We start from the raw sequence: 25,114 nt of genomic DNA on the forward strand, positions 1-25,114 counted from the left end.
CTCTTCTCAATTCACGTCGGTTTGCCTGGACGCGGCCATCGAGCGCCAGACCGGCCGCAGCGCCTCATGCGCCAATGTGTAGGACGGAGCCATCGCCTCATAGGCAGCGGCAAGTTTCCGGTCGCTGGGTTCGGCCGTACGGAGCAAAGGCGTGACCCATTCGCTGACGCAATCGTCCATCGATGCGTATTGGCCGACGCAGACCGCAGCAATCATTGCGGCGCCCGCAGCACCGGCCTCCTCGCGCTCGCTGGTGCGAATTTCGGCTCCGACCGCAGCACCCAGGATCTTGCGCAGAGCCGGGCTCCTGGCCGCTCCGCCGGTCAGGCGGATTTCCTTGGGCAGTGGCCCCATGGCGGCGTAGCAATCGCGCGCCGCGAAAGCCAGCCCCTCGAACACCGCGCGGACCATGTCGGCATAGCCGTGCCTGGACGAAATGCCGATGAAGCCGCCCCTGGCATTGGCATCGACGAACGGGCCGCGCTCGCCGGCCTCCGAGACATAGGGCTGGTAGAGCAGCGAGCCTGGCTCGGACGACGATATCCACTGGTCGACCAGCGCGATCATCTCGCCATTGGTCCGCGTAATACCTTGCGAGGCGAGAATGCCGGAGGCGAGGCCAAGGACCCAGTCGATATTGAGCGTTGCCGCCATGTTCGACTGCATCTGCGCAAAGACGCCGGGTGCCGGCATCGTCATCGTGTAGCCGGTTGCAGCCTCGTTGAGCAGAACCTCGTCCGGCGTTTCGGCAAGCCGCATATGCATTCCGGTGGAGCCGATGATCGAGCATCCCGGCTTGCGTTCGCGATCGAACAGGCCGGCGCCGAGCGCCGTGCAGGCGACATCGACATAGGCCAGAACGACCGGTGTGCCGGCGAGCAGGCCGGTCGCATCGGCTGCTGCCGCCGACAGCGAGGTGCTTTGCCTGGTGCCATCGACGATGGGCGGCAACAGATGCCGGAGATCGGTGACGCCGAGTACCTCGAGCACATCATCGCAATAGCCGCGCGTGCGGAAGTCGCCGAAGGTGAAGGTGCCCTCGGACGGGTCGGTGGCGCGGTGGCCGGTCAACTTGAAATAGAGCCAGTCCTTGCAGTGGAACGCCGTCGCTGCATTGGCAAGCATCGCGGGCATGTGGCGCTTCATGAACGCGAACTGCGATCCCTGCTGGCAGGCAGCGAGCCCGCTGCCGGTCTTTTCGAAGCGCAGCCGGTCCTCCGGCCGCGCGCGGATCTCCTCGACGACCGCGGCAGCGCGCGCGTCGAGCCACAGCCAGCCCTTGGCAACCGGCTCGCCATCCTTGTCGATCAGCCAGGTACCGTCGCCCTGCCCGGTCACGGCGATGGCAATGGTCCGGCTGGCGAGATCCGGCACCTTGTCGGCAAGCTCGCACAAGGTCGTCGCGGTATCGGCCCAGGTGCGTGTCAGGTCCTGCTCGGCGCCGCCGCCCGGCAGTGTCTCGTATTTATTGGGCAGCGCGGCGGACGCGATCTGCCTGCCCGCCGTGTCAAAGGCGACGGATTTTATGACAGACGTGCCGGCGTCGATGCCGATCAGCACATCCTGCATCAAGCCAGCTCCGTGCCGTGCGAAATGGCATTGCCGCTCGCCTGATCGAAGACGTGAAGGTTTTTCGGATCGATGCTGATCTTGATCGGCGCGCCAAGCTCCAAGCGGGTTCGGTCATGTTCGACCAGGACCAGCGAACCGCCGGCGAAATCGGCGGCGATATGGGTCTGGTCGCCGAGCCATTGATTGGCCGAAACCGTCGCCGGCACACCATCCTTCGAGCGGCGGACCGCATAGGGCCTGACGCCGATGACGACGCGCTGCCGGTTGAGCAATTCGTCGCGAACCGGGCCGCTGAACGCATCCTTGTCGTAGTCGAGCGAAAGCCCGTCGGGCAGCTTGAGACTGATCTTGCCGGCGGCCGTGCCGACATAGGCCTCGAAGACATTCATCGGCGGCTCGCCAACGAAGGTGCCGGTGAACAGGTTTGCCGGCCGCTCCTTGAGCCTGTCAGGCGTATCGAACTGCTGCAGCACGCCGCCCTCCATGACGGCAATGCGGTCGGCAAGCGCGTTGGCCTCGGTCTGGTCGTGGGTGACCAGGATCGCGGTCAGGCCGCGCTCCTTGATGAAATGCTTGATGCGGCCGCGCAGCACGGCGCGAAGCTGCGGCTCGAGCTGGCCCATCGGCTCGTCCAGCAGATGCAGGTCGGCCTCGCGGATCAGCGCCCGGCCGAGGCTGGCGCGCTGCTGCTGGCCACCGGAGATCGAGCTCGGATAGCGCTCGAGAATATCCTCGATCTCAAGCAACTTGGCGATATTGGCAACCTTTGCATCGACCGCACTCTTGGCCAGCCTGGCCGCCTTGAGGGCGAAGGCCATGTTTTCGCGCACGGTCAGCGGCGGATAGAGCGAATAGCCCTCGAAGGCCATCGCGACGTTGCGCTTGACCGGCGGCAGCATGTGCACTTTGCGGCCGGCAACCGCGATGGCGCCGCGCGAGACCTCTTCGAAGCCTGCGATCATGCGCAATGTCGAGGTCTTGCCGCAGCCGGACGAGCCGAGCAGCGCCACGATCTCGCCCTTGGCGATTTCCATCGTCAGGTTCTTGACGGCGTGTACGCCACGGTCGATCGGACCGTAGAACTTGTCGACGCCCGAAATGGTGATTGCGGTCGGGCTCATGCCGCTTCTCCGCTGCGCAAATTGACGACATTTTTCGAGCCGATGCGCTCGCCGCTTGTGCGATCGAACAAAAGGGCGCTTTTACTGTCGACGGCGATGTAGACCTTGCCCTCGGATTGGCCCGGTGTCCCGGAAGGACGCGAAACCAGGATTTCACGGCCGCGCACGGTGCGCACCAGCGTGACGATCTTCTCGTTGAGCGGCGTCTCAGCCTCGACCGTCACCGGGATGGCGCCGAGCGTGCGTTCATCGACAAACGCCAGCGCCTCCGGCCGCAAACCGATCACGCAGTCGCGGCCGACCGCCGCCTCATGAGCGCCGGCAAGATGGACCTGGACGTTGGACAGGCCGACATAGATGCCCTTGGCGTCCCGCGCCGGCTTGACGTCCAGAAGGTTGATGGTCGGGTCGCCGAACAGCCGGGCAATCTCGACATTGGCCGGCTCGCGATAGATCTGCTCGGGCGTGCCGAGCTGTTTGACGACGCCCTGCGACATCACCGCGATGCGGTCGCCGAGCGCCATCGCTTCCTTGTAGTCCTGGGTGACGTAGATGACGGTCGCGCCACGATCCGCCAGCAGTCTTGGCAATTCCAGCCGCATTTCAAAGCGCAATTTGGCATCGACATTGCGCAAGGGATCATCGAGCAGCAGCAGCGGCGGCGAGCCGACCAGGGCGCGGGCAAGCGCGGTGCGTTGCTTCTGGCCATTGGACAGCGCCCGCGGCTTGTGGCTGAGCACATGGCCGATTTTCAACAGCTTGGCGACGCTCTCGACGCCGGTCTTTATCGTGCCGTGCGATGAGTGCTTCGCCTGCAACGGCGTCGCAATGTTATCGAACGCCGTCATATGCGGGAACAGCGCGAAGTTCTGAAATGCCATGCCGACGCCGCGGAACTCGGCGTCGAGATCGGTCATGTCCTCGCCGCCGATGAGTATCTTTCCCTCGTCGGGGTCGATGACGCCGGCCACCAGCCGCAGCAGCACGGTCTTGCCGGCGCCGGACGGCCCGAACAGGACCAGCGTTTCGCCGTCGGCGACGGTCAGCGACAGATTGTCGAGAACAGTCTGGCTTTTATAGCGCTTGACGATGTTTCGCAGTTCGAGGCTTGCCATCGGACTATCCTTTCACCGCGCCAAGCGACAGGCCTTCGACGAGATAGCGTTGCGCATAGAGCGCGAGCGCCAGCGTTGGCGTGATCGACAGCACGATCGCCGCCGAGATCTGGCCATACTGGATGCCCGAGGAGGTGATGAAGGCGAGCGCGCCGACCGTCACCGGCTGCTTGTCGGCCGAGGCGAGCACCAGCGCAAAAACGAAATTGTTCCAGGCAAAGATGAAGGCGAGCAGACCGGCAGCGGCAATGCCTGGGCCAGCGAGCGGCAGCGCGATCTTGCGGAAGGTGGCAAACCAGGAATGTCCGGCAATGCGGTAGGCGTATTCGATGTCGGCGGGAATGTCCTCGAAATAGCCGCGCACGATCCACAGGATCAACGGCAGGCAGATCAGCTGATAGACCCAGATCAGCCCGATATAGGTGTTGGCCAGCCCGAGCTTCTGGAAATAGAGGGTGAGCGGCAGGAGCACCAGCAGCGCCGGCGCAAACCGGAACGACAGCAGCGTAAAGGCAATGTCCTCCGAGCCGCGGAATTTGTGCCGCGCAAAGGCGTAGGCGGCCGGAACGCCGAGCAGCAACGCGACGGCAACCGAGGTGACCGACAGGAAGACGGAATTCCAGAGGTTGCGCATGAAGGCGATGTCGAGCGTGCCGGCCGCCGTCATCAGCTTGCCGGTGATCAAGGCAGTGTAGTTGGCGAGCGTCGGCTCGAAGACAAGCTGCGGCGGAATCCGCAGGATTGTCTCGTTGGTCTGGAACGACATCATCAGGATCCAGACGATCGGAAACATGAAGAAGATCACGACCAGCGCCAGGGCAATGCCGCGCAGGATGCGTTCGAGAAGCGAGGTGTGTTCCACGCCAGCCTCCTATGCCTGGCCGCGGGCGCGTTCGCGCAGCCGCAGCCAGTTCTTGATGAAAATGTTCGAGAGGAAATAGGTGATCGCCCACAAGATGATCATCAGTGCCGCCGAGCGGCCGACATTGGTCGACTGGAAGAAATTGAGATAGGCCTCGACCTGGAACACGGTCAGCGTGTCGCCCGGACCGCCCTGCGTCATGGCGTAGATGATGTCGAACTGCTGGATGGAATCAAGCAGGCGGAACAGGGTCGCCGTCAGGATGTAGGGGGTCAGCATCGGCAGTGTGATGCGGAAGAAGACGAAGCTGCGTGGCACGCCGTCGAGTGCTGCCGCCTCGAAGGGCTGCGTCGGCAGGCTGCGCAGGCCTGCAAGCAGCAGGATCATGATGAAGGGCGTGTAGACCCAAATGTCGACGAGCACGACGGTGAGCAGCGCCGTCGACGGAGACGAGGCCCAGCGGAAATCCTGCAACCCGATCAGGCTGGCGAGATAGCTGAGCACGCCGAAACCGGGATTGGTCATCAGCTTCCACATCAGCGCGGCGAGCGCCGGCGCCGTCATCAGCGGCATCAGCAGCATGATCGAGATGAAGTTGTTCAGCGTCGAGCGCTTTTGCAGCAGCATGGCGATGCCGAGACCGAGAAGCAGTTCAAGCACAACGGTGATGCCGGCGTAGAGCAGCGAGATCTCCAGCGTGTTCCAGAACTTCGGGTCGGTGAAGAAGGAGATATAGTTGTCGCCCCAGTTGAACTGCCGCGCCCAGGGCTGGCTCAACCGGTAGCGCTGGAACGAATAGACCACCGACGTCAGGAACGGGATCAGGATACCGATGCAGACCAGCAGAGCCGGCAGGCTGAGGAGATAGGGCAGCACCCGCTTGCTGATCCTGAAGCCCGACGGCCTGTTTCTTTGTATTGTCGCCGCAGTCATCGGCTGCTCCGTCATCCTGTTGCTTCGCCGTCCCGGCCGCCCAAGGGAGCAAGGCGGCCGGTCGGGCGAGCAGGCGGCACCTTTCGGGACCGCGTCGCAAACGTATCACATCTCAAAGGCTGGCCCGCGGACGGGTCAGCCTTGGCCGCGGCTTAGCCGAGCCCGGCTTCCTTGAGCTGGCTGTTGATGCTCTCGGCCAGCTTGTCGAGGCCCTCGTCGACCGGCACTTCCTTGGCCACCATCTTCTGCAGCGTCGCCGCCCATTCGGTGGTGAGATCGAAGAACAGCGGCTGCGGGGTGAACTTGATGCTGGCGCCCGGCGCCGAGACGTCGAACATCTCGACATAACCCGGATAGCTCTTGTTCAGCTTCTCGCGGAACATCTCGTCGTTCCAGACCGACTGACGAACCGGATTGACGAAGTCCATCTTGGTCGCACCGAACAATGCATGCTCGGGTCCGGATGCCCATTGCATGAAGTACCAGGTTGCGTCCTTGTCCTTGGAGAAGTTGGACATCGACAGCGACCAGATCCAGATATTGGGCGTCGGCGCCTTGGCGGCAGGATTGGCCTTGAATGCCGAAAAGGCGAGCTTGCCGGCCATCTTGTTGTCGCCGCCATTCATGAAGTAGCCAAGGATGTCGGCGTCGTAAATCATCGCCGAAGCACCTGCACCGAGATCGGTGCCGACCTGGTACCAGGTGTAGGTCGACCAGTCCTTCGGGCCGCTCTCCTGGATCATCTGGACCCACTGCTTGTGGAAAGCCTTGGATTCGGCGGTGTTCATCGCGGCCGACAGCTTGCCGTCAGCCGAGACGTTCAGGTCCTTCTGGTCGAAATTGGCGTAGGCCGACAGGAAGCCCGGGTGGATCGTTGCCCAGGAGCGCGAGCCGCGCACGCCGATGCCGTAGACGCCACCGCCGACGTCCTTGGTGAGCTTCGCCGCCGTAGCGACCATCTCATCCATATTGCCGGGAACGCTGACGCCGACCTTGTCGAACATGCCCTTGTTGTAGGTGATGTTGTTCTGCTCGAAGCCCCACGGAATGCACCACTGCTTGGCGTCTTCCGAACCGAGCACTCCGCCCGGCTGGCCGTTCCAGGCGCAGGACTTTCTGACGCCGGGCAGGAAGTCGTCCCAGGCATATTTCGGGTTGGTCTTGGCCGGATCCTTGATCCATTCGTTGAGGTCGGTGATCCAGCCGGCCGGACCGTAGGTCCAGGTCATGTAGGCGCCGGTCATGAAGGCATCGTATTCGGGCGAGCTGGCCGACAGCGCGGCGGTAACCTTGTCGAAATAGACGTCTTCGGGGAACACGTCATAGACGACTTCCATGCCGGTCAGCTTCTTGAAATTGTCGAGGTTGGCGATCATCGCATCGGCGTAAGGATGCTTGTTGAGCAACAGCTTGATGGTTTTGCCCTTATGCGCCTGCCAGTCGAAATCAGCCGCCAGGGCGCGGGTCTGCCCGAAATTGAGCAGTGTGCCGGCGGTGCTGGCGGCAAGGCCCATTGCACCGAGGCCCTTGATCAGCCCACGGCGGTCGACTTGTCCACGCAGGAATGCGTCGATGAGGTCTTTCTCTTTCTCATGCATTTCTCTTCTCCTCCACAGGGTAGTTTCAACGAAATGGTTGCCGGCTACCCGACCGGCGTCTGTTCCACGAGCGATCGCGCCGTCCGCTCGTCGGTTATCAAGCCTTTGAGATACCGGCCCTCCAGCACTGACTTGATGGCGCGAACCTTCACCTTGCCGCCGGCGACGGCGACAATCCTGCGGTTGCTGATGTCTTCGCGCGCCAGTGCCAGCGCCCGGTCGGAAAGCGTCGTCGCAACGGCCTTTCCGGCATCGTCGAAGAAATGGCCGAGCAGTTCGCCGACACCGCCGTTGCGGCGGATCTCCTCCATCTCGCCCTTCTCGATCATACCGGTGGCAACAAGCGAGGCCTCACGTTCGGCGGTGCCGATGCCGGCGATGAGCAAGTCGGCGGACTTGGCGAGGTCGAAGACATCGCTGACGCCTTTCTGCCCGAGCAACACTGTTCGATCCTCGACCGTGTTGGCGAACATCGGTACGGGCATCACATAGGCCTCCGCACCAGTCCGCTCGGCGACGCGGTGGATGACGTCATGCGGATTGGCCGAGAACTTGCGCGTCAGGCCGCCAAGCAGCGAGACGAAACGGATCCTGCCGGCCGATATGCGCGGCAGATATTCCACGCAGGCGGCAAGCGTGCGGCCGTGGCCGACGCCGATCAGCGCCTCCTCGCCGCGTTCGATCTCGCGCTTGAGAAACTGCGCGCCGGCAATGCCAAGCGCCTTGAGCGGCAGGTCTTCGGCATCGAAATCCGGAACCACCTCGCAATAGTCGAGGCCGTAACGGCCGGACAACTCGTCCTCAAGCTCCACGCATTCGGAGACTTCGCCGTCGATATAGACTTTGACCAGGCCTTCCTGATTGGCCTTGGTGATGAGGCGATGCGCCTTGAGGCTGGTCAGGCCGAGCCGCTTGGCGACCTCCGACTGGGTAAGGCCGCCGGCATAGTGAAGCCAGGCGGCACGGGCGGCCATCCCGGTCTCATCATCGCGCAGCAGGCCGTTGCCAAAACCAACCATTTCCGCCCTTTGATATTTTTATCAGTTGCTGCAAAATTTTTCACAAGGCGTCGCCCGAGTCAAGCAACCGCTGCGTTTAAATCTCCGGCCAGGAGCTTGCCGGCCGGGGTCGAATAGGGCCGCGCTAACCAACGGGCAAGAAACAACACCGACCGCGCGCCATTTAAAACGTTTGCAATTTCGCTTGAAGTGATTACAAACGTTTCAAACTTCGTTCGGGAGGAACGATGCCGGCCCGCGTTACGACCCTCAAGGAACTTGCTGCGCAGCTCGGCCTGTCGATCACGACCGTTTCGCGCGCCCTTGCCGGCCACGAGCAGATCGCCTTGAAAACGCGCCAACGTGTCACCGAGGCCGCGCGCCAGGCCGGCTACGTGCCGAACACCGCAGCCCGCACGCTGGTCTCCGGCCGAAGCGGCTTCGTCGGCATGGTACTGCCGATCCGCGGTCCCAATCTGGTCGATTCCTTCCTCGGCGAATTCGTCACCGGATTGGGCGAAGGGCTGGTTTCGCACGGCTCCGACCTGATCCTGGCCGCAGCAGCGCAAGGCCAGTCGGAACTTTCCGTGCTTCGCCATGTCGTCGAATCCGGGCGCGCCGACGGCGTCGTCGTCACCCGCATCGCCGAGGTCGACGAGCGGCTTGCCTATCTGCGTCACCGCAATTTCCCGTTCGTCGCGCATGGCCGGCTGCTCGACGGCGACTTTGCCTACCATTGGCTCGATACCGATGGCGCGCACGCATTCGGCGAGGCCTTCGACATGCTCTACGATCTCGGACACCGCCATTTCGGCCTGGTGACGATTTCCGAGCCGATGACATTTCGCCATCTCAGACAGGACGGGCTCGCCGCCGCGATCGCCCGCCGGGGCGATCCGTCCGTCAGGCTCGATGTGGCGACGGCGCCGCGTTTCGATCGCGGTGCCCGCATCCAGGCAATCATCCGGCTTCTGCACGCCACCGAGCGGCCGACGGCGATTGTCGCGCTGTTCGACGAGCTGGCGCTGACTGTGATGGAAGAGGCGGGGCGCGCCGGACTTGCCATTCCTCGCGACCTTTCGGTGATCGGCTTCGACAACATAGCCGCCTCCGCCTATGCGCCGCCGGGGCTGACCACTTTCGACGCCTCGATCCGCCGGTGCGCGCGCGAGATCGGCGAGATGCTGCTGACCGTCATCGGCGACAGGCCGGACGCGCCACTGACGCGGCTGGTCCGGCCGACACTTGTCTCGCGGGCAAGCCATGGCCCGGCACCCACAGGACGGAACTGACGCCTTAGCGGCGCACAACCAGGAGGAAGACGACGATGAATGCGTTGAGGACATTGGCAGGTGCGGTGCTGGCGTTGTCGCTTGCTGCCGGCGCAGCACAAGCCCAGCAGGTGTTGTTCTGGTCGACACAGGCGCGACCAGTGGAAGAGACACAGAAGATGCGCAGCGAAGTGCTGAAGGGGTTTGACGGCCAGGTCGACTATCAGGTCGCCGAGGACGGGCCCTGGCTCACCCGCCTTCAGGCCGAACTGCAGGCCGGCTCCGGCACCATAGGCGTGCTCGGCGGCCTGCACGGAGACTTCTCCACCGTCGGCGCGAACCTTGTCGATCTCTCCGGCGTCGATCTCGGTGGCGTCAAGGTCAACGAGACCTACAAGAAGCTCGGCATGCTCGGCACCGGCGAGCAGAAGTACCTGCCATGGATGCAGGCCACCTTCCTGATGGCGGCCAACAAACAGGCGCTGCAATATCTGCCGGCCGGCACCGATCTCAACACCATCACTTATGACCAACTGATCGAGTGGGCGAAAAACATCGCTGAAAAGACCGGCTCGCCCAAATTCGGTTTTCCGGCCGGCCCGAAAGGGCTGAAGCACCGTTTCTTCGAGGGTTTTCTCCTTCCATCGTATACCGGCTCGATGGTGACGAAGTTCCGCTCGGCGGAGGCCGAGACGGCGTGGAATAAGTTCAAGGAATTGTGGCAATACACCAACCCGAATTCGACCAACTATGCCTTCATGCAGGAGCCGCTGCTGACCAGCGAAGTCTGGGTGGCATTCGATCACGTGGCGCGCCTCGCCGACGCCTTCAACCAGAAACCCGACGAGTTTGTCGCCTTCCCGGCGCCGGCTGGCCCGGCAGGCCGCGGCTACATGCCGGTGGTGGCCGGTGTCGCTATCCCGAAGACCTCGCCTGACATGGACAAGGCCAAGGCGCTGGTCGCCTATATGCTGAAACCGGAAACCCAGATCGCGACGCTGAAGGCGACAAACTTCTTCCCCATCGTCGACGTCAAGCTGCCCGACGACATGCCGGCTTCGGTGAAGGCCTTCAGCCCAGTGATCGCCACCATGACCGGAGCTCCCGATGCGTTGCCGGCGCTGCTGCCGATGGGACTTGGCGGCGTCGGCGGCAAGTTCAATCAGATCTACACCGACAGCTTCGAGCGCATCGTGCTCGGCGGCGAGGATGTCCACGGCGTGCTCGACGAACAGGCGACGGCGCTGAAGGCGATCATCGACCAGGCGAAGGCGCCATGCTGGGCGCCCGACAAGCCCTCGCAAGGCGCCTGCCCGGTCGATTAAGAATCCTCCCGGGCGTCCGGATTTCCAGCGCGCCGGGCGCCCACCCCTTTTGAAGCTTCGAATAGAGAGCGCTCCATGCACAGCAAGGCCCTGCCCTATCTGCTGCTGACGCCGGCGACGCTGTTCCTCTGTGTCTTTTTCCTCTACCCGTTCGTGTTGGTCGCCTTCGAGGCGTTCACCCGCGACGGCGGCTTTACGCTCGACAATTTCCGCACCATGGCGGGCAGCTGGAAGTTTCCGGTCACTGTCCGCAATACGCTGCTGCTGAGCGCCATCGTCGTGCCGATCCAACTGGTGATGGCGCTGCTGATGGCAACGGTGGTGTCGCGGCTTGAAACCGGGCGCAGCGCTGCGCTTTACATCTTCGCTATTCCGCTCGGCATCTCCGATCTCGCCGCCGGGCTGATCTGGCTCGCCATCTTCGACCAGTCCGGCTTCCTGAACACCTTGCTCTCCAATCTCGGCGTCATCGACAGGCCGGTCATGTTCCTCGGCTACCAGAGCAAGCTGACGATCTTCATCGCCGTGGCGCTGGCCGAGATCTGGCGCGCGACCGCCATCATGATGGTCATTCTGGTCGCCGGCATGGGGCTGATCCCCCGGGAATACTACGAGGCGGCGGAGGTTTTTGGCGCTAGCCCGTGGAAGCGCTTCATCAAGATCACGCTGCCTCTGCTGCGCCCAAGCCTGCAGACGGCGATCATTCTGCGCGTCATCCTTGCCTTTGAGGTCTTTGCCGTGGTTGCAGCACTCGGCGGCACCAATCTGCCGGTGCTGATGGGCGAGACCTACAATTGGCAGTTCACGCTGCAGGACCACAATGTCGCCGCCGCCATGGCGCTGTTCATCCTCGCCATCTCGATCGGCTTCACGCTGTTCTTCCTGCGGGTGCTGCGTGTGCCGAAGGAGACTCGCATATGAGCACTGTCGCGGAGCTCTCGATCGCCGCGCCTGAGGCCCGCAAAGCCGGCAATTGGTTGCTGGTCGCAACGGTCATCCTGCTTTGCGTCTGGGTGCTGCTGCCGATCTATCTGTTGATCGTCAACGCGCTGTCGTCGCCGGAAGAGGTGACCGCCTTTCCCAAGCGCTTCTTCCCGTCATTCGATTTCGGCAGCCTTTCTTTCTTCATCAAATTCGCCGGCGTCGCCAAGGCGCTGTGGAACTCCGTTCTCGTCGCCACGCTGACGATGCTCCTCTCGATCGGCTTCGGCGCACCCGCGGGCTACGCGCTGTCGCGCTTCGAATTCCCGGGCAAGGAAACGTTCCGTTTCGTTGTGCTGATGACCCGCGCCTTCCCGCTGCCGCTGCTGGCGCTGCCGCTGGCGGTGATGTTCATCCGCACCGGCCTCGACGACACCGCGATCGGGCTGGCGCTGGTCCACACCACGCTGGCGCTGCCGTTTGCGGTGCTGATCACCTTCTCGCTGTTCTCCGGCATTCCCGTCGAGCTGGAGGAGGCGGCCTGGACGCTCGGCTGCACGAGATTGCAGGCATTCCGAAAAGTCATTCTGCCGCTGGCGCTGCCGGGCATCGCGGCGTCGGCGGTGTTTGCCTTCACCATCTCCTGGAACGAGGTGTTTGCTGCCGCAGTGCTCACCATAGAGAACCGGACGCTGACCGCCTTCCTGTTGCAGAGCCTCGGCGAATCGCCGCTCTACCTCAAATTTGCCGGTGGCGCGGCACTGGTCATTCCGGCGCTGATCTTCATCTTCGCCGTTCGCAAATATCTGTTCGCCATGTGGGGGATCGCCAACCGATGACGCGCACAAAAGAGAACGCCGATGGCTGAGATCGTCATCAAGCAGGTGGCAAAACGCTTCGGCGGCTTCACCGCGCTGCATTCGATCGACCTGACCATCGCCGACCAGGAATTCATGGTGCTGCTTGGCGCCTCGGGTTGCGGCAAGACCACGCTGCTGAGGATCATCGCCGGGCTGGAAACGCCAAGCCAGGGCGAGGTCTGGATCGGCGGCCGTCGCGTCGACCATCTGCCGCCGCGCGAACGCGGCATCGCTATGGTGTTCCAGAATTACGCCGTGTTTCCGCACCTGACGGTATTCGAGAATATCGCCTTCGGCCTGCGCATGAAGAAGCTGCCGCAGCAGGAGGTCGACGGGCGCGTCAACCGCACCGCCGAGCTCATGCACATCGAACAGCTTTTGAAGCGCTATTCGGGCCAGCTTTCCGGCGGTCAGCGCCAACGCGTGGCTGTGGCCCGGGCCCTGGCGATGGAGCCTGACGTGATCTTGATGGACGAGCCGCTGTCCAACCTAGACGCGCTGCTGCGGCTCGAAATGCGCGCCGAGCTCAAAGGTGTGCTCGCGGCGTCCAAGACCACCACCATCTACGTTACCCACGACCAGGTCGAGGCGATGAGCCTCGCCGACCGCATCGCCGTCATGCATCAGGGCCGTATCGTCCAGGCCGCCTCGCCGGTAGAGGTCTACCGCAATCCGGCGGCCCGCTTCGTCGGCTCCTTCATCGGCAACCCGCCGATGAATTTCATCCCGGCGACGAAGACGGCCGACGGCAGTTGGACCGTCGCCGGGCTGACGCTGCCCGGCCCCAAATCGGACAAGCAGACGATAGAATTCGCCATTCGCCCCGAGGATGTGGACGCCGGCAACGAAGGTATTAACGCCACCGTGCGCGTTGTCGAGCCGCTCGGACCGCACACGCTGGTCAGCTGCGACGTCGAGGGCGGCCTGTTCCGCGCCATCCTCGAATCGAATGCCACGGTCGCCGTCGGCGATCACTTGCGGCTTTCGCCCAAACCCGATCGCGTCCGCTGGTTCGATCCCGAAACCACCAACGCCCTTTGATCCCCTTCGATTCTGAAAGTACGAACGCTCCGATGATATCTCTTGCTGTCGACGAAACCATCGCCCGCGCCGTCGAGGTGCTCAGGGAAAATGACCAAGGCACCTATACCATACCGACCAAGGGGCTCTACCCGTTTCAGTGGAACTGGGATTCCTGCCTGACCGCGCTCGGCCTTGCCCACTATGACGAGGCGCGCGCCTGGACCGAGATCGACACGCTGTTCGCCCACCAATGGCCAGACGGCATGGTGCCGCACATCGTCTTCCATGTCTGGAGCGACGGCTATTTCCCCGGGCCGGAGGTCTGGCGAACCAACCGCCCGACTGCCACCTCCGGCATCACCCAGCCGGCGGTCGCCGGTTTTGCCGTGCGCCGCTTGTTCGACCAGGCCAAGGACAAGACCCTGGCGGCCGAGCGCGCCCGCGCGCTGTTGCCGAAAATCGATGCCTGGCACCGCTGGTTCTACGAAAATCGCGACCCGGACGGCGAAGGGCTGGTCGCCATAATCCACCCATGGGAGTCCGGCCGCGACAACTCGATCGATTGGGACGAGGCGTTCGAGCGCGTGCCGACCGAAGGCGTCGAGCCCTACACCCGCCGCGACATCCTGCACGCCGATCCGGCGCATCGTCCAACCAAGGCACAGTATGACCGCTATGTCTGGCTGTTGCAGCATTTCCGCGGGCTTGGCTGGGATAATGCCCGGCTGCACGATGCCTCGCCATTCCAGGTCGTCGATCCCGGCTTCAACGCCATCCTGATCCGTTCCGCCGCCGACCTTGCCGATCTCGCCGAGGCACTTGGCGAAACCGAAATCGCAGAAGCCAATCGCGTCCGTGCCGAAAAGGGGCTTTCGGCAATGGAACGGCTGTGGAGCGACGCGCATGGCCAGTACATTTGTTTCGACCGAGTGGCCGGAAAGCATGTTGACAGCGCGTCGGTCGGCGGCATTCTGTCGGTATTTTCGGCCATCCCGGAAAGCCGGGCAGCGACCATCGCTGCAACGATCGAGCGCATCGCCGGCAAAACGCGTTACATCGTCCCGTCGCACGATCCTGAGGATGGGCGCTTCGACCCAAAGCGCTACTGGCGCGGCCCGGTCTGGCTGGTGGTCAACTACATGATCGCCGACGGCCTTGCCGTCGCCGGCCGCAGCCAAATCGCACAGCGCATCACGCAATCCAGTCTCGAGCTGATCGCCGAGAGCGGTTTTGCCGAATATTACGATCCCCTCAACGGCGAGCCGCTCGGCGGCAATCGCTTCACCTGGACCGCGGCAATGGTGATCGAGTTCCTGAAGGGCAGAGCCTGAACGCTTCCGCCTAGGCCGCCGGCTACCAAAGCCCGTTCTGTCCGCCGAATAACAGTCGATACTATTTGCGTCTGAGGCACGTCCTGGTCGCATCAAAACAGGGCCAAGGCATGCCAATCTTCACCATGCCAGAGCTATAATAATTCTTCACAAACCGCTATCTATACTGCGTCGGGGCGGGGAGAAGCGCGGCTTGGAATTCGATCTGAAAACCATTGAGGCGCTTGCTCCCGATCAGGCGTCGCTGAGCGCCGCCTCCAACCTCACCAAACGAACGAACTGGCCGCGGCTCGAAAAGCATGAGCAGCAGGCGCTCATCTGGGGCGAATGCCAGGGCTCCGGCTCCAATCCTTATCGAGTGGTGGTCGACACGGGTGATCACGGCTACAAATGCACCTGCCCCTCGCGCAAATTCCCATGCAAGCACACGCTGGCCTTGATGTGGATTGCCGCCACCGCGCCAGCCAGTTTTGCCGCTGCCAATACCACGCCGGAATGGGTGAATGACTGGCTTGGCCGACGCAGGAAGACAACGCCACAGCCGGCGCAACCAGTACCCGGCGCGGAAGCCAAGCGCATTGGCGAAGCCGCACGAGCCGACGAGAGCACCGCCGTTGAAGACATCGCGGCGCTGGAGCGTCGCGAGGCGGCGCAGCGCAAGCGGGCGGAAAGCACACGAGAAGCAGTGTCGGCTGGGCTCGATGAGCTTGATCAGTGGATAGCCGACCAGTTACGGCTCGGTCTGTCCGGGTTTGTCGACGCCAGCAGCGACCGTTGCCGGCGGATTGCTGCGCGGCTAGTCGATATGAAGGCAGCCGCGCTCGCCGGCCGTATCGACGAGATTCCGTCGCGGCTGATGGCGCTGCGCAGCGAGGAACGGTCTGATGCCGCAATCCGTGAACTCGGCAAGCTCGTGCTGCTGGCCAAGGCGTGGCGGTCGGAGCCCGACGACCCCGAGCTGAAGCGCCTCGTATCAACGTCTGAACCCCGCGAACAGGTTCTCAGCAGTCCGGATGCAAGACAGGTTGAAAGCCTCTGGGAAGTTCTCGGCGAGAAGATCGAGAGCCGCCGCGATGGTCTGGTCAGCCATTCGACGTGGCTGCTCGATTTGAAAAGCGCCACCCCGCAATTTGCCGTGCTGCTCGACTTTTTCCCGGCTTCGGCCGGGCGCCGGTCTAACGCTTTTGCACCAGGCGACCGTTTCAATGCCCGACTGGTGTTTTATCCATCACGCATGCCGCTCCGCGCCCTCGTGGTGGAGCGCATGGGGGAGGTTGCGCCCGGCGCGTGGCCCGATTTTGCTTTTGGCACCGCGAAGGATCCGCTCGCCACGCATGCTTCCCATCAGGACGCCGCGCCCTGGATCGCTGATTGTCCCCTCATGCTGCCGCCCGGCGCTATCCTGCTCGACGATCGGGGCACGGCATGGTGGCAGGCGGAGGATGAACCGCAGGGGATCGCATTGCCGATCGCCGGCGCGGTAGATCAAACCTTGCTCGGCCTCGGCCTTGCGGCCACGGCAGCGCTCTGGAACGGCGCGCGGCTTGAGCTTCTGGCGGCGCAAAGTGAGTTCGGGAGGCTTGATCTGGCGTGAACGAAAGCGAGCAAACAGGCCTGGCGGCAATGCGCGATTGCTGGATCACCGGCGGTGCTACATTCGATCTGGCTCCGGCCGGATGGAAAGCAATCGCCGGCGGTGCAAGTCCCGACGAACAGGAGCGCCGGCTCCTGGCAATCGCAGCACAAGCGCTCGACGTCGCGCTGCGGCCGGCCGCGCCGACGACACTCAAGCGTCGTCCGCTGCTGCCCAGACTTGCCCTGCCCGTTCTGCCGCCACGATTTCGGCCGTTGTTGAGAGCCGCTCTGAAGCACGCCGCCGACGCGAGGCGAAAGGCACGCGTGGCGGCGCTCGTCGCCAGCCGCGGCTTTGTGCTCCATCCCATGGACTGGACGCCCTCGGATCAGAACAGCCCGGACGTCTACGCACCATGGATAGACTGGCAAGCAAGCATGAACGGGGAAAGGCTTGCCCCACAAGAGAAACTGACTGCGGAAAACTGGGATGAGTTCTATCCCGCCGCGCGACGCTTGGCCCTTGCCGATATGCGCCGTACCGACCCGACATCGGCTCGAATGTTGATCGAAGCCAAGGCCTCGGGCGAACCGGCGGAAGTCAGGCTTGTGCTGGTCGAGCTTATGCGCTTCGGCCTGAGTGCCGAGGACGTGCCTTTCCTGAAAAGCCTTTCCGCCGACAGGTCCGGCAAGGTGCGCGAACTGGCTGGCCGGCTGCTGGCAAGATTAGGAGAGCACGTTCGCCCGAGCGACGGTGGACCGGACGATCCCGTAGCCGAACTCGCCGCCTTTATCACTGAAGGCAGATCCGGCTTCATCCGCCGCCGGACGATCTACACTCCAGCAAAACTAAAATCCCAAGCGCAGGAGCAACGCCGCGCCGAACTGTTCGAGATATGCAACCTCGTCGACCTTACCGAACGGTTCAACACTACGGAAGCCGAATTCATAGGAGGCTGGCAATTCGGTGCCGACAATAAAGCCGACATCCTGATCGCACGAATGGTCGCCGCCTCAGGGAGCGAAGCCGCCCTTACGCAGATGGCGGATACGCTTATCGCCGAAGGCGGCAAACCGGCGCTGTTCGTGCTTCACCTCATGCCGCGCCTGGACAACCGCAGAAAGCGTGTCCTCATCAGGCTGATCCTCAAGGAGACAACTTATCTTGGCATGATCAACCTGGCGGAAGGCATCGATGTCGACTGGCTGGAATGGGACGACCTGACGAATGGACAGGCGCTCGCCGCACTGCGTTCCGCCGCCGGCGGAAAAGACGACGCCGCGCGGCGGGGTCTCGACGATGTACTGGAGACGATCGGCTTCCTTGCCACCGCGACCACGGCAGCGAAATTGATCGACGACATGGTCGCGGCGGGCGTGCCGCCCGCGGCTCCTTCACTCGGGCTTCTACGTCTCAACGCATCACTGGCGGGGCCTGGAAGCAACACATGACCAATCCGGAGAACAGCAAAATGAACGCAGCCATCCGCCTCCCGGTCGAGCAGGCCTACGCTTCGGAATTGCAGGCGCTGGCGCGCGATGACGACCGGCAGAGGCCTGCCGGCTGGAGCCTGTCGCCACAGGCTGTGCTGACCTATTTGCTAGGCGGGAAGGCCGGTGACGGCACCTTGGTAACGCCAAAATATGTCGGTCGCCGCCGGTTGATGGAAACCGCGGTAGCGACGCTCGCCACGGACCGTGCACTCTTGCTGCTCGGCGTTCCCGGAACCGCCAAGTCCTGGGTGTCTGAACATCTTGCCGCCGCCATTATGGGCGACTCGACGCTGATCGTGCAGTGCACGGCCGGCACCGACGAGAACCAGATCCGCTATGGCTGGAACTATGCGCAGCTACTGGCAAAGGGCCCGAGCCAGGAAGCGTTGGTGCCGACGCCGCTCTACCGAGCCATGCAGAACGGCAAGCTCTGCCGGCTGGAGGAACTGACCCGCATGGGCTCAGACGTGCAGGACACGCTGATCACCGTGCTTTCCGAAAAGATGATGCCTATCCCGGAATTGAACACCTCGATCTACGCCCAGCGCGGCTTCAACATTATCGCCACGGCAAACAACCGCGACAAAGGTGTCAACGAGCTCTCCTCGGCGCTCAAGCGTCGCTTCAATGTCGTGGTGCTGCCATTGCCGGAAGACATGGCCGAAGAGGTGGCGATCGTCTCCAAACGGGTCGACGAGATGGCTGGCGGACTCGACCTGCCGGTGCCGAAAAATGTCGGCGAGGAGATCGCCCGTGTGCTGACCATCTTCCGCGAATTGCGCTCCGGCGCGACTGCCGACGGCAAGGTGACGCTGAAGACGCCTTCCGGCTCGCTGTCGACCGCAGAAGCGATCGCCACGATGGTTGGCGGGCTCAGCCAGGCGGCGTGGTTCGACAGTGGCAAGCTCGGCGCCGAAGGTCTCGCCGCCAGCCTTGTCGGCGCGATCGTGAAGGATCCGGTGCAGGACAAGGTGGTGCTGGAGGAATATCTGGAAACAGTGCTCAAGAAGCGGGCCGACTATGCCGGCTATTACGCGGCGCTGAACGCAGCGATCTGACGCCATGGGCCACGGCGACATTGCCTATTTCGGGATACGCCATCACGGGCCGGGTTCCGCCGACAGCCTGGTGCAGGCACTGCAGGATTTGAACCCGGTCGCCGTGCTGATCGAGGGGCCGATCGACGCCTCTGAGCTTCTGCCCATGCTGGCCCGCCCCGAAATGCAGCCGCCTGTGGCGCTCCTTTGCTATCCGGAGGACGATCCGGCTTCGACAAGCTTCTGGCCTTTTGCCGAGTTCTCGCCCGAATACCAGGCGGCGCTTTGGGCTGTGGGCAATAAGGCGACGTTGCAGTTTATCGACCTGCCGTCATCGGCACGGTTCACCACTGCTGCGATCGGTGGCGCGGAGGAAACCGATGCGACCGAAGCTACCCAAGCCCCCGAGGATGGTGACGCGGCTCCGCTTCCGCGTGATCCGATAGCCATGCTGGCACACGCCGCCGGTTATGAGGACGGCGAAAGCTGGTGGTCGGATATCATTGAACAGAATCCGGAACCCGGCCCCATATTTGCGGCCATCGCCGATGCGATGACGACACTGCGGAATGGTGAGGGTCCGATCGCGCAGTTCGAAGCCAAGCGCGAGGCGCATATGCGGCTCGAAATCGCCAAGGCGCGTAAGCAGTTCGACGGACCGATCGCCGTCGTCTGCGGGGCATGGCATGTGCCGGCGCTGCAGGCCACCCACACTCAGAAAAACGATCAGGTCCTGATCAAGGAAATTGCCCGGCGCAAGAGCACAATGACATGGGCACCGTGGACGGGACCGCGCCTGGCGCTGGGATACGGCTATGGCGCAGGCGTCGTCGCACCGGGCTGGTGCAAGCATCTCTGGCGCACGCGCGGCCGGCGCGATGCGGCGACCCTGTGGCTTGCGACGATCGCCGCCGTGCTGCGGGCGAAGGGTCACCTGATCTCGACCGCTTCGTTGATCGAAGCGGAGCGGCTCGCCCGGACGCTTGCCGCGATTCGCGAACGACCGAAACCCGGATTTGAGGAATTGCGCGACGCCGCGATCGCCGCCCTCTTCAACGGCGAAGCGTTGCTGTGGAGGTTGGTTGAGGCCGAGCTGCTTCTGGGTTCGGACGTCGGCGAAATTCCGCCCGACACACCGCTGGCGCCGCTGATCGAGGATCTGCAGCGTAGCCAAAAGGCGGCGCGCCTAAAATCCGAGGCGCTGGAGCGGGAACTGTCGGTCGACCTGCGAAGCGAGAGCGGGCTGTTTCGCTCGACATTGCTGCATCGGCTGCACGTGCTTGGTGTGCATTGGGGCAGACTGACCGATGCCGGTCGCAGCCGTGGCACCTTCCGCGAGCGGTGGACCCTAGCGTGGGAACCGGAATATGCCGTTCGTCTGGTCGAGAACCTGATCTACGGGCCGACCATCGAAAAGGCTGCCAATGGCCGCCTGATCCAGATGATCGAAACGGCGGCGACGCTCGATACGCTTGCGGCACTGGTCCAGAGCGCCATCACTGCAGGCCTGTCGGAAGCATCGACTGCCGGCCTCACGGCGTTGGAGGCACGCGCGGCGCGCAGCAGTGAATGCCTGGAGATCCTGGCGTCGGTGCCGCCGCTCGCCGACATTGTCCGCTACGGCGAGGCCCGCAAAACGCAAACGGACCGGCTGTCCGGCCTCATGGAGCGGCTGATCGTCGAAGGTGCGATCGCGCTTCCCTACGCTGCGCGCGATCTGGATGAGCAGGCCGCCGCGACACTGGTTGGTGCGATGCGCAAGGCCGATGAGGCGATCAGGCTGGTCGAACCCGGCCAAGACGTGCTGGACGGATGGCGCAACGGGCTGGCGGCCGTACTGGAGGCGTCACGGTCGACGGCGCTGCTGGCCGGGTGCGCCGCACACCTGCTGTATGAAGCTGGTCGCCTGTCCGCCGAAGTCGCTGCCGGGCTGCTCGGGCGACGCCTGTCACCGGGGACGCCTGTCACTGACGCGGCCGGGTTCTTCGAAGGCTTCTTCAGCACAGCCGGTCAACGGCTGATTTATGACGAGGGTCTGCGCGGTGCGGTCGATGGGTGGCTCAGATCCCTGGACGAAGATGCTTTCATTGCGCATCTACCGCTGCTGCGCCGTGTCTTTTCCAATCTGGACAGCATGGAACGCCGCCGGCTGATCGAAGCGGTCCTCGGCCGCGCGGCGCGCTTGCCGGCTGGCGTGACGCCGACGCCGGATGGCGGCGAGGCATGGCGCCGGCACCTGGGGCTGCTTGGACCGTTGCTCAACGGAGAAACCGGCAATGGATGACGAGGCCGAAATGAACGAACCCGGCCCGCTCACTTCCGATGGCGGAAGGGAGCGCCGCTGGCGACTGGCGATCGGCGCCGATGACGAAACGTCTGGGGCACTTTCCAGCGACGATAAACGGCTTTCGGCGGCACTCGACGCTCTCTACGGCGACGGCGTTAGCGCCGCTTCTGCCGACCCACGCAAGCGGCGTGGCGGCCTTGGCCGGTCGGCGCCGCGCGTTGCACAATGGATGAGCGACATCCGCTCCTTCTTTCCGGCGCAGGTCGTCCAGATCGTCCAGAAGGACGCCTTCGAACGGCTGGACCTGAAGCAGATGCTGATGGAACCGGAATTCCTCAAGGCGATCGAGGCGGACGTCAATCTCGTCGCCGACCTGATTTCGCTGCGCTCGGTCATGCCGGCCAAGACCAAGGACATTGCCCGGACGATCATTGCCGATATCGTCGGCAAGCTGATGCAGAAGCTGGAGCAGAAGACCGCCGAGGCGATACGCGGCGCTCTCGATCGATCGAGACGCACCAACCGCCCGCGTGCACGCGATATCGACTGGCAGCGCACTATTTCGGCGAACCTTCGCCACTATCAACCCGAGCATAGGACCATCGTGCCGGAGAAACTGGTCGGCTTCATGCGCAAGCAGCGCCGGCTTGTCGATCTGCATGAGGTCGTTCTCTGCGTCGACCAGTCCGGCTCGATGGCAAGCTCGGTGGTCTACGCCTCGATCTTCGCGGCGGTGATGGCCTCGCTGCCGGTTGTGCGCACGAAGCTTGTCTGCTTCGATACGGCGATCGTCGACCTGACCGAAGAGCTCAGCGATCCCGTCGAGGTGCTGTTCGGCGTGCAGCTTGGCGGCGGCACGGACATCAATCAGGCGGTCGCCTATTGCGCCGACCGTATCGAACGGCCCACCAAGTCGCATCTGGTGCTGATCACCGATCTCTATGAAGGCGGTAATGGCCAGGACCTGCTGCGGCGACTGGCAGCGCTGGTTCGATCCGGCGTAAATGTCGTCGTGCTTCTGGCGCTGACCGATCAAGGCCGGCCCGGCTACGATCCCACAATGGCAGGCTCGGTAGCAGCCCTTGGTATTCCCGTCTTCGCCTGCACGCCGGATCTGTTTCCGGACATGATGGCTGCGGCCTTGCGCCGTGCGGATATCGGAGCATGGGCGGCGACCGCCGATATCAAGCTGGTCCGCGCCGAAGCGCAGGTGTCGAGCCACCCACCAACTGCCACAGTTTGACAAAACGCGGTCCGCGCCTATGGTCGACCTGTTACAGGAGCGGTGCATGGCGACAGCAACCGACTGCATTTTTGGCGGGTTTTCCGCATGTTTTCTTTCCAGCGAAATTCGCGTCAAGCCGCGCCTGCAATCCTCGCCGGTCTTCGCGTGCGCTGCATCGATATCTGCGCGCCAATAGCATCCGTGAGCGCCCTCTCCTCACGAACCGCCGAGCTTCTGTCGCGACTTGAGGGTCGGCTGGATCGGCCGGCGATCGTCTCGGCAGATGAGGCCGGGCCGCGTTACAGGGAAGACCCCGACGGCAAGACCGGTGCGCGGCCGGAGGTCGTGCTGCGACCGCGCACTGCCGGCGAGGTGTCGGACATACTGCGCCTGTGCAATGAGGCGGGGCAGAGGCTTGTGATCCAGGGTGGCCGGACCGGGCTTGCCGGCGGCGCTCGCATCCAACCCGGCGAAGCTGTGCTGTCGCTGGAGCGCATGACTTCCGTTGAAGCCCTCGACCGCGAGGCGGCGACCATCATCGCCGAGGCCGGCGCGCCGCTGCAAGCGGTGCAGGAAGCCGCCGATGCGGCCGGCTTGCTGTTCGGCGTCGACATCGGAGCGCGCGGCACGGCCACCGTCGGTGGCAATGTCGCCACCAATGCCGGCGGCATCCGTGTGCTGCGCTACGGCATGTACCGGGCGCAGGTGCTTGGGCTGGAAGCGGTGCTTGCCGACGGCAGTATTCTGACCTCGCTCAAGGGTTTGGCGAAGGACAACTCCGGCTACGACCTCAGCCAATTGTTCATCGGCAGCGAAGGCACGCTCGGCGTGGTCACGCGCGCATGCCTGCGGCTGCATCCGAAGCCGGCCACCGAGATCAATGCCTTCTGCGCGCTTGCTTCGCTGGACGCGGCGATCACGTTGCTTGCGCTGCTCAGGCGGAAGCTCGGGCCCTTGCTATCGGCCTATGAGGTGAATTTCGCACCGCTCTATGGCGCCATGATCGCCGGCATGGAGGCGCCGGCGCCGCTGCCCGCCGGCTCGCCCGTCTATGTGCTTGCCGAGATACAGGGCAGCGAGCCCGACCGCGACGGCGAACGTTTTGCCGCGGTGCTGATGCAGGCGGTTGAAGATGGCGTGATCGACGACGTGGTCGTCTCGCAATCGCCGCGCGAATTCCGGGCGCTCTGGGCGGTGCGGGAGGAGGCCAACCGTTTCCTGTTTTCGATGGCAGGCCTGATCGGTGTCGATATCAGCATCCCGCTGGCGAGAATGGCGACTTTCCTGGGCGAAACAGAAGCCGCCATCAGGGCCGTCGACCCTAGCGCCGACATCTACGTCTTCGGCCATCTCGGCGATGGCAATCTGCATTATCAGGTCCGCACCGCGAATCCGGCGGCCGCATACGGCATCGTGTACCGCGGTGTTGCCACCGCCGGCGGTGGCGTTTCGGCCGAACATGGCATCGGCCTCGACAAGAAGGAATGGCTGCACCTTGTGCGCAGCGACGCCGAGATCGCGGCCATGCGCCGCCTGAAAGCAGCCTTCGACCCGAACAACATCCTCAATGCCGGGCGCATCTTCGACCTGGCGCCGGGCTGAAATCGAAGGCCGGTAGCGCTGGCCGGATGCTGTCTCTATCTGGTCGCGCTCTTCAATTCCGCATGCGCCACTGCAATGCGGGCAGCAAGCGCGGCGTTGTTGCGGACCAGCGCGATGTTGGCCTTCAGGCTGCGGCCTTGCGAAAGCTCATTGATGCGTGCGAGCAGAAACGGCGTTAGTTCTTTGCGCCCGATGCCGCGCTTCTCGGCCTCAGCCACGGCCGCTGCGATCGTGCCGTCGATGAACGCCGGATCGAGCGCGTCCGCTTCGGGGATAGGGTTGGCGACGAGAATGCCGGTGCCGGATTCCATCTCGTCATGCAGCAGCATGGCTCGCGCGATCTCGTCGGGCGTGTCGAGGCGATGATCGGCCTTGAGCCCGCTGGAGCGGGTGTAGAAAGCCGGAAAATCATCGCTCCCATAGGCGATCACCGGCACGCGCTGAGTTTCCAGATATTCCAGCGTCTTCGCAATATCGAGGATCGACTTAACTCCGGCGCAGACGACGGTCGTGCCGGTTTGGCCGAGTTCGGTCAGGTCGGCGGAGATATCGAAAGTGGCTTCGGCGCCGCGATGCACGCCGCCGACGCCGCCGGTCGCAAAAATGCCGATCCCGGCTAAAGCGGCGATCCGCATCGTCGCCGAGACGGTGGTTCCGGCCGAGCCGCCGCGCACCATGATGGCGGCGAGATCGCGCCCGGAAGCCTTGACCACGCCCTTTGCCGCTGCCAGCTCTTCCAGTTCACGGTCGTCGAGGCCAACCTTGATCTTGCCGGCGACCACTGCGATCGTGGCGGGCACGGCGCCGTTTTCACGCACTACGGTCTCGACACCACGGGCAGTTTCCAGATTGGCCGGATATGGCATGCCGTGGGTGATAATCGTTGATTCTAATGCCACCACCGCGCGGCCTTCATCAAGCGCAGCAGCGACTTCATCGTTCAGGTGGACAAGGAAAGGTTTCATAT

21 protein-coding genes are annotated in these 25,114 nt (G+C 63.5%); 13 read left to right on the forward strand and 8 right to left on the reverse strand.

Annotated elements, in window-relative coordinates:
- Positions 1-6: 6 nt before the first annotated feature.
- The 7 genes from NKI97_RS16050 to NKI97_RS16080 form a co-directional block, all read right to left on the reverse strand.
- Positions 7-1,569, reverse strand: coding sequence for an FGGY-family carbohydrate kinase (locus tag NKI97_RS16050; RefSeq protein WP_352835264.1), 1,563 nt, complete (start codon positions 1,567-1,569; stop codon positions 7-9).
- Positions 1,569-2,693 (reverse strand): ABC transporter ATP-binding protein, encoded by a 1,125-nt coding sequence (locus NKI97_RS16055; RefSeq protein WP_352835267.1) that lies wholly within the window; start codon positions 2,691-2,693, stop codon positions 1,569-1,571. The genes NKI97_RS16050 and NKI97_RS16055 overlap by 1 nt, the downstream gene beginning before the upstream one ends.
- Complete coding sequence (locus tag NKI97_RS16060; RefSeq protein WP_352835270.1) at positions 2,690-3,808, reverse strand: ABC transporter ATP-binding protein; 1,119 nt, start codon at positions 3,806-3,808, stop codon at positions 2,690-2,692. Before NKI97_RS16060 ends, NKI97_RS16055 begins: the two co-directional genes overlap by 4 nt.
- Before the next feature lie 4 nt (positions 3,809-3,812).
- On the reverse strand, positions 3,813-4,670 hold the full coding sequence (locus tag NKI97_RS16065) for a carbohydrate ABC transporter permease (protein ID WP_023676025.1): 858 nt from the start codon (positions 4,668-4,670) through the stop codon (positions 3,813-3,815).
- Between the two features lie 9 nt (positions 4,671-4,679).
- Entirely contained in the window at positions 4,680-5,603 is a 924-nt protein-coding gene (locus NKI97_RS16070) for a carbohydrate ABC transporter permease (protein ID WP_352452414.1), read from the reverse strand.
- Positions 5,604-5,755: 152 nt separating this feature from the next.
- Entirely contained in the window at positions 5,756-7,201 is a 1,446-nt protein-coding gene (locus tag NKI97_RS16075) for an ABC transporter substrate-binding protein (RefSeq protein ID WP_352452413.1), read from the reverse strand.
- Positions 7,202-7,245: 44 nt separating this feature from the next.
- Positions 7,246-8,220, reverse strand: coding sequence for a sugar-binding transcriptional regulator (locus NKI97_RS16080; RefSeq protein ID WP_023676028.1), 975 nt, complete (start codon positions 8,218-8,220; stop codon positions 7,246-7,248).
- A gap of 227 nt (positions 8,221-8,447) precedes the next feature.
- Between NKI97_RS16080 and NKI97_RS16085 the strand changes: the two genes are divergently transcribed.
- From NKI97_RS16085 to NKI97_RS16145, 13 genes are all read left to right on the forward strand, one after another.
- On the forward strand, positions 8,448-9,491 hold the full coding sequence (locus tag NKI97_RS16085; protein WP_352452412.1) for a LacI family DNA-binding transcriptional regulator: 1,044 nt from the start codon (positions 8,448-8,450) through the stop codon (positions 9,489-9,491).
- 35 nt (positions 9,492-9,526) lie between these two features.
- Positions 9,527-10,795, forward strand: a complete 1,269-nt coding sequence (locus NKI97_RS16090; protein ID WP_352452411.1) for an ABC transporter substrate-binding protein — start codon at positions 9,527-9,529, stop codon at positions 10,793-10,795.
- 75 nt (positions 10,796-10,870) lie between these two features.
- Positions 10,871-11,716 (forward strand): carbohydrate ABC transporter permease, encoded by an 846-nt coding sequence (locus tag NKI97_RS16095; RefSeq protein WP_352452410.1) that lies wholly within the window; start codon positions 10,871-10,873, stop codon positions 11,714-11,716.
- Positions 11,713-12,555: a carbohydrate ABC transporter permease gene (locus tag NKI97_RS16100; RefSeq protein ID WP_352452409.1), complete on the forward strand. Its 843-nt coding sequence runs from the start codon at positions 11,713-11,715 to the stop codon at positions 12,553-12,555. The genes NKI97_RS16095 and NKI97_RS16100 overlap by 4 nt, the downstream gene beginning before the upstream one ends.
- A 21-nt stretch (positions 12,556-12,576) precedes the next feature.
- The gene (locus NKI97_RS16105; RefSeq protein WP_352452408.1) at positions 12,577-13,617 is read left to right on the forward strand and encodes an ABC transporter ATP-binding protein; all 1,041 of its coding nucleotides are present in this window, start codon (positions 12,577-12,579) and stop codon (positions 13,615-13,617) included.
- A gap of 32 nt (positions 13,618-13,649) precedes the next feature.
- Positions 13,650-14,930, forward strand: coding sequence for an amylo-alpha-1,6-glucosidase (locus NKI97_RS16110; protein WP_352835274.1), 1,281 nt, complete (start codon positions 13,650-13,652; stop codon positions 14,928-14,930).
- A gap of 193 nt (positions 14,931-15,123) precedes the next feature.
- Positions 15,124-16,524, forward strand: coding sequence for an SWIM zinc finger family protein (locus NKI97_RS16115; protein WP_352452406.1), 1,401 nt, complete (start codon positions 15,124-15,126; stop codon positions 16,522-16,524).
- On the forward strand, positions 16,521-17,954 hold the full coding sequence (locus NKI97_RS16120) for a DUF5691 domain-containing protein (protein WP_352835277.1): 1,434 nt from the start codon (positions 16,521-16,523) through the stop codon (positions 17,952-17,954). The genes NKI97_RS16115 and NKI97_RS16120 overlap by 4 nt, the downstream gene beginning before the upstream one ends.
- A gap of 20 nt (positions 17,955-17,974) precedes the next feature.
- A complete protein-coding gene (locus tag NKI97_RS16125) occupies positions 17,975-19,054 on the forward strand; it encodes an ATP-binding protein (RefSeq protein ID WP_023676037.1) in 1,080 nt (359 codons plus the stop codon).
- 4 nt (positions 19,055-19,058) lie between these two features.
- Positions 19,059-21,317 carry a DUF5682 family protein gene (locus NKI97_RS16130; RefSeq protein WP_352835279.1) on the forward strand — a complete coding sequence of 753 codons (2,259 nt, stop codon included), beginning with the start codon at positions 19,059-19,061 and terminating at the stop codon, positions 21,315-21,317.
- Positions 21,310-22,563, forward strand: coding sequence for a VWA domain-containing protein (locus NKI97_RS16135; protein WP_352835281.1), 1,254 nt, complete (start codon positions 21,310-21,312; stop codon positions 22,561-22,563). Before NKI97_RS16130 ends, NKI97_RS16135 begins: the two co-directional genes overlap by 8 nt.
- 46 nt (positions 22,564-22,609) lie before the next feature.
- The gene (locus NKI97_RS16140) at positions 22,610-22,741 is read left to right on the forward strand and encodes a hypothetical protein (RefSeq protein ID WP_352701817.1); all 132 of its coding nucleotides are present in this window, start codon (positions 22,610-22,612) and stop codon (positions 22,739-22,741) included.
- Positions 22,742-22,746: 5 nt separating this feature from the next.
- Complete coding sequence (locus NKI97_RS16145) at positions 22,747-24,147, forward strand: FAD-binding oxidoreductase (protein ID WP_502907105.1); 1,401 nt, start codon at positions 22,747-22,749, stop codon at positions 24,145-24,147.
- 35 nt (positions 24,148-24,182) lie between these two features.
- Here the strand turns inward: NKI97_RS16145 and NKI97_RS16150 are convergent, their stop codons facing one another.
- Positions 24,183-25,112, reverse strand: a complete 930-nt coding sequence (locus NKI97_RS16150; RefSeq protein WP_023676041.1) for a pseudouridine-5'-phosphate glycosidase — start codon at positions 25,110-25,112, stop codon at positions 24,183-24,185.
- Between the last annotated feature and the right edge of the window lie 2 nt (positions 25,113-25,114).

Source organism: Mesorhizobium sp. M0296 (assembly GCF_040321675.1).
Taxonomy (GTDB): Bacteria; Pseudomonadota; Alphaproteobacteria; order Rhizobiales; family Rhizobiaceae; genus Mesorhizobium.